At 62.8% G+C, this 5,531-nt stretch carries 4 protein-coding genes and 1 pseudogene; 2 read left to right on the top strand and 3 right to left on the bottom strand.

The window, feature by feature from the left end:
• The first annotated feature begins 171 nt into the window (after positions 1 to 171).
• Positions 172 to 2,322, top strand: coding sequence for an RNaseH domain-containing protein (locus ACFSNB_RS18295; protein WP_377319209.1), 2,151 nt, complete (start codon positions 172 to 174; stop codon positions 2,320 to 2,322).
• 65 nt (positions 2,323 to 2,387) lie between these two features.
• Here ACFSNB_RS18295 and ACFSNB_RS18300 read toward each other — a convergent pair whose 3' ends face one another.
• On the bottom strand, positions 2,388 to 3,011 hold the full coding sequence (locus ACFSNB_RS18300; protein ID WP_377319211.1) for a hypothetical protein: 624 nt from the start codon (positions 3,009 to 3,011) through the stop codon (positions 2,388 to 2,390).
• Positions 3,008 to 4,099 (bottom strand): hypothetical protein, encoded by a 1,092-nt coding sequence (locus tag ACFSNB_RS18305; protein ID WP_377319213.1) that lies wholly within the window; start codon positions 4,097 to 4,099, stop codon positions 3,008 to 3,010. The genes ACFSNB_RS18300 and ACFSNB_RS18305 overlap by 4 nt, the downstream gene beginning before the upstream one ends.
• A 995-nt stretch (positions 4,100 to 5,094) precedes the next feature.
• Between ACFSNB_RS18305 and ACFSNB_RS18310 the strand changes: the two genes are divergently transcribed.
• Positions 5,095 to 5,433 carry an Arm DNA-binding domain-containing protein gene (locus tag ACFSNB_RS18310; RefSeq protein ID WP_377319215.1) on the top strand — a complete coding sequence of 113 codons (339 nt, stop codon included), beginning with the start codon at positions 5,095 to 5,097 and terminating at the stop codon, positions 5,431 to 5,433.
• On the opposite strand, the pseudogene ACFSNB_RS18315 reads toward ACFSNB_RS18310, so the two are convergent.
• Positions 5,428 to 5,531 (bottom strand): annotated as a pseudogene (locus ACFSNB_RS18315) (IS5/IS1182 family transposase); the annotation flags it as partial. The gene ACFSNB_RS18310 and the pseudogene ACFSNB_RS18315 sit on opposite strands and share 6 nt — an antisense overlap.

A 5,531-nucleotide genomic window follows, 5' to 3' on the forward strand; every position in this document is an offset into this window, starting at 1 on the left:
TTCTTCCTCAAGATCAAGCACTTCAGGCGCATTGCCACCCGCTACGACCAGACGCCAAGGGCCTTCTTGTCCTTCCTCAGCCTCGTCAGCGCATTCATCTGGACCAAATGAATGTCAACGCGCTCTAAACTGAAGGAACATCCCGGCGCCTGTGCCGTCCCTGAGGACGGCATGCTGTATGACACCCTGACCGCCCATGCCGCCCGGGCGTTGGCAGGGAAGCGCATAACCTTCCGGTCGGGCGAAACCAAGCTGCTGGTCTTGGAGACGGCACAGGCCTCACCGTTCGACGGCCTCGAATTGGTCGCGTTCCCACCTAAGCGCGCCCCCAACAAACCCGACTGCTTCTGGTCTGAGGTTATCACCGTCTCGGCCGCGACGTTCCCCGAACGCCCCGGCATCCACATCTTGGCCCGGCCGTCTATCCGGAACTGGGGCACGATCAGCCGCTGGTCAACCAATTCAGATCCGACCCGGCGCATGGACGTCTTCATACCCGGTCAGATGGGTGATGATGATGTGGTGCCCTTGTATCAGCATTCGTCCTTCGAATTCCGGCCGAGGCAGAACAAGACCAAACCCGAACGCTCTATCGTGGCCTATTGGAACCACAAGGAAGATGAACGAGTCCTCGATCTGGTCCGCCGCCTGTCCGGGAGCAACAAGGTCGACGGCGGCGATGTCGTCTCGCCGGTCGCCAACGATCAGGGGCTATGGGCCTTACCCCGCCTCGGCAATGTCCACGGCGACCGTTATCTCCCAGGCGGAAGCGGCGTCGGCTGGTTCGATCGAATGGACATCGCCAATTCGCTCGATGGCGCCTTCGCCGAGGCTGGGTTCCAGCGCGTCGGCGCCTTGGCCCGGCTGAGGCGTAGCCTGGGCGTCGAGAAGCCCTTCGGAGACAAGGGCGAGCATGGCGACCGCCGCAAGGCGTTGGCGAAGGCGCTTGCTCGCCTCGGCAATCCCGACAACCACTTGGACCTCTTCGTTTTTCATCAACTGGACGGCACGCCGACCGCCGTCGTCGAGGAAATCATCAAGTTCTTCGGCGAGCCGACCGGACGAGAGGGCGTGACGTTCCGCTGGGCCGACGAGCAGTTGTCCATCAGCGTGATTTCTTCCTCCGCCGGTCCGCTGAGCTTGAGGTTGCCCAAGGTCGAAGTCACCGAGGAGGAGAAGATCGGGCGCACCACCGCCCAAATTTCCCTGGTGCGGCGGGTCAAGCAAGAGGAACGGAATCGCACGGTCGAAGAGGCCATGGCCGACCACGTAAGGCAAGTCCGTGGCAATGGCGCCGCCGTGGCGTGCTCGATCCTGGAGATGAATGCGGAACTGAAGGAGGACACCTGGACGGATCCCTACGCGATGGCCAAGCGGGAACTCGCTCGCCACCGCATCCTCCCCCAGGTGGTCTTGGTCGATGCCGAGCAGGCGGCGGACAAGTATCGGATGGCGGTGCGGGATTGCGTCCGCATGCTCGGCGTGGTGCCGACCAATGACGAAACACTCGGCTACGCCCCAGCCGCGATCACGGTGATCCAGTTGAACAAGGAGATCGTGGGCGGTGGCACCCGGGCCAGCCATGCCTTCCCTCTGGCTGCCCGCGTCCGCCAAGGGGCGCTCGAATGTGCAGTGCCTACCGAGAACGGCGAACCGGAATGGATCCCGTATGCCGAGGCCGGTCTTCGCATCCTGTCAGGAAATTACGGCAAGTTCGGCCGCTCCCGCGACGACGAGACCGAGCAGAAGTACGGGGCCTTCTTCGCCAATGTGTTGGAGCAGATCGATAGCCACGGTGCCTGCGCCGTGATCGCCGAGGCGGAGACCATCGCCCACAAGTGGCCGGGACTGCAGAACGGCAAGCTGATCTTCGACCACCTGCCGGTCACCAATCAAACCTTCACCCCGAGCAAGCTGCCCAACACCCGTATCATCAGGGTCAGCCCGGATCCAAAGAAGCAGCCCACGCACTATCATGAGGGAGAGAACAAGGACGTCTCTGGTTTCTTCGCCTGGGAAGGCGCCGAGCGGACCTTCTACGCTCTGAAGGTTGCGCCCCGGTCGGCGAAGACGGTGAAGGGAAATTCCGTCATCTCACGGCATCTGCCCGAGGACAGCAACGTGCGCCGGGATGACGCCGTGCGGCAGCTAATGCAGCTGGATGAGATCTGCGTCGTCTTCTGCCAGCCCGATGATGATTTCCAATCTCTCGCGCTGCTGACCCACCGGCTGCGCCAGGTCCATGCACAATTCAGCGATGACACACGCAAGCCGTTTCCGCTGCATGAACTGCGTCTCCTTGGCCGGAGCGCCACCCTCTAACCGTCCCGAAAGGCAAAGGAACTGCCACCGCCAAAGATCAGGGCAAACGGATAGAACATCGAGGATTAGTTCGCCGCCAATATGTCCACCAAGAACGGAAATTCAGCGACGCAGATCTCGTCGATCTGCGCCCTAATCCGGTCATCACCGTCTCGGTGGTTGGCGAGACACAGGTAATGGTTCCGGCCCTCGTATTGGGCGTAGATGATCCACTCGCCCGTGAACTGGCGCCCGGCCGACCGCCGTTCCCAATTGCCGATGACGGCATCGTGGGCGATCCGGGCGGCATCTTCCTCGGTCAGGTAATAATCCTCGCCGGACTCGGTGACCTGACGGGCACGCTCCTCGATCCACGGTAAGCCGTTCCGGTTCATGCCGTTGATCAGGTTCTTGATCATGGCGCCCACGCCGTCGGCGAAATAGTGCTTGTGCCACAGCCCGCCAAGAAGGGGGCCTTTGAACATGGTCGGCGACTTCGTGGTTGTCGGCTGGCCGCGCTCCAGCGCGTCGATCTCGCGCATGACCTTGTGGTAGTTCAGCCCGCCGGACAGATAGGACGTCGCCAACTGGATGAGCAGCAGGGCGCTGTAGCGCCCAGGCACAAACTCCTCCAAGCGGATGATCCGGGCAATCTCATTGAGTTCGGTCGTGCGGTCTTCGCCGTTCACATAGAGTTGCGAGAACCTCAAGGCTGGGCGCCCCACCCGGAGATGGCATGCTGCGCTAGCTTCCGCTTCTGGGCTTGCGTGCCCTCGGTGGCCTCGCACCATTCCGGCACCAAGCGCCCCTGCGCGGCGAAGTGGATGGTGTGGACGAACATCACCTGGTCGTCGCCGTAGGCCACGTCATTCACCGACCTGATCCCTGGTCGCACGCTGGCAATCGCCCGCCGACAGCCGTCGATATATCCGGCGCCGTTACCGAGCATCACCACCAGCTTCAGGGAGTCGGGTAGGTTCGCCAAGTGGCGGCGGATGCAGTTGGTGATGATGTCGCCGAAGGATTGATCGGCGAGGCAAGACCCTAGGATATCGCCACCGCTCTGGAACCAGCCGCCTTTGCCGTCGGACTTGGCCACCGAGCAACGGATCAGCGATCCGAACGCCATCGGGCCGTCGGGCGCAGCGATCAGGTCGTCGATCGACCGCCCAGCCAAGAAAAGGCCAAGGGTGTCGAGGATTCGTCCGAGAGCCTTCCGGCCCCGGGCGAAGGCCACGTCCTCATGGCGCTTGGTCAAGATGGCGGCGTCCTGCGTCGCCCCCTTCGAGAAGCCGAGCACCAGGATCTCAGGCCGCTGGCCGCCCCAGGCCATGGGATTGTTGGTCAGCCGCCATCCGGCGCGTTCCAGCGTCGTCTCCCCCCATTGAGCGCGTCGGTCGGGGAAGCAGTCCGCACAGGTGATGCGACCGTGGAGCGGCAGCATCCCGCCGGGCGAGATGGCAAGCGGGGCTGGAACAGGTGCCGGAGGCATCGACGCAGACTCGACCTTCGGCGGTTCACCGGGGGCCATCGGTGCCGCTACCCGGCTGTCCCCGATGATCTCGATCTCCTCGGGCCGGACCAGGTTGACCTGGCCGTTCAGTTCGCCCCGCATGCGTAGGAGGAAGCCGCGCCGGACATATCCAGCGATCTCCTGCTCGGCGGCCGGGATCTGGTTCTCGGCATGGTGCTTCTTGCTGCCGAGGGCCGGGTCCGCGACTCGGTACAGGCCATCCCGGAATCGATGAGGACGGAAAACTTCCCCGGTTTCCGGATGTTTCCTGATGATCTTGGCCATCCCCCTGCGCCCTTTCGCTACGCTCACGTCAATTTACACGAGTAGACCGTGGGCATCCACGCCGGGCGCCCACTCCCGCCGCGCCCTTGTTGGCTCGCACCTGCTTCCAGGCCCGCTGAAGGTTCCCTCGCGCCAGAACCGCCGAAAGCAGTCCTGCGCCTGTGTCGTTCGGTGCCCGAGGCGGGGGCTCGGCTTCGTCAAGACGAGAGCCCCGACAGGCTTCACCCGTCGCCCTCTCCTGCCTTCCGGACGCATCCGGCATCTGACGCATGGCCTTGCTCATCCTCGGGGGAACGTCAGTCACTCTCTCTCGTTCGGCCCTTCGCCAGCGGTCGCCCGTTGGCTACTACGGCCTCTGCTGACTTCCCGCTCCGGCTCAACACCGTCGCCCTTTCAGGCGCAAGGCGGGATCTCCCCAGGTAAGAACGCGCTCCTTCACCGCACGACCGCCGGATTTACGCCGCTCCCCCTTGGTCACAAGAGCTTCGCGGATCTCTGCCCGCTCGCCCTGGTCGGCAACGCCTCGTATCCGGTTCTTGTCCATCGGCCCGCGGCTTCGATCCACGCTTCCTCCCCACGGTCGGTCGCCCTTCCGCAGTTGCGCTTCTCTTCGCTCGCTGTGACCAGCTTGCGACGGGACTTCCACCCGCAAGAACGCGCCCATGCTGGGCGCACAAAGCGAAACCCCCGCAAGGGGTTAGCCTGCGGGGGGTTGGATCAAATCTCGCATTGGAGCGAGTTATAACAAAAGTGGTTGCGGGGGCAGGATTTGAACCTACGACCTTCAGGTTATGAGTTTGATAAAACCCCACCGACCGACCTTCGCCCTCCTACGCGCACATGCGACAATATACTGATGTAAAACATTATTATTCCATACGCTCTACGATCATGATACCCTTCCCCATCATCAATTCGGCTCTCAACTGTTACCTATGCGTTACCTGCACCCGACCTTCAGGTTGAGGACAGGCGACGCCGGTGGGAGGGGTTCGATGGCGAAATTAACCAAACGGGTGGTGGACCAGATCGCTCCCGGCAGCACCGAATCGATGCACTGGGACGATGAACTCAAAGGGTTCGGCCTGCGGGTCTGGCCCAGCGGGCGCAAGGTCTACATGGTGATGAGCCGGGTGAAAGGGCGTCTGCGCCGGATCACCATCGGCCCCCACGGCGCCATCACGCCAGAGCAGGCCCGGATCCGGGCGCACGAAATTCTCGCAGAGGCCAAGGCTGGCCGCGATCCCGCCCAGGAACTCGATCAGGCGCGGAAGGCCCCGACCGTCAAGGGATTGGGCGAGCGCTTCCTCAGAGCCCGACTCGAAACTCTATGAATTGAAACAATACCTTGCGAGACGCCTGGTTGTGAGGCGGATATGGGCGACGTTGATCCATGCTTCGGCGGAGGCGATGGATTTTTCCCAGTCCTTGG

This window comes from Phaeospirillum tilakii (assembly GCF_042683125.1).
In the GTDB taxonomy this organism is placed as follows: Bacteria; Pseudomonadota; Alphaproteobacteria; order Rhodospirillales; family Magnetospirillaceae; genus Phaeospirillum; species Phaeospirillum tilakii.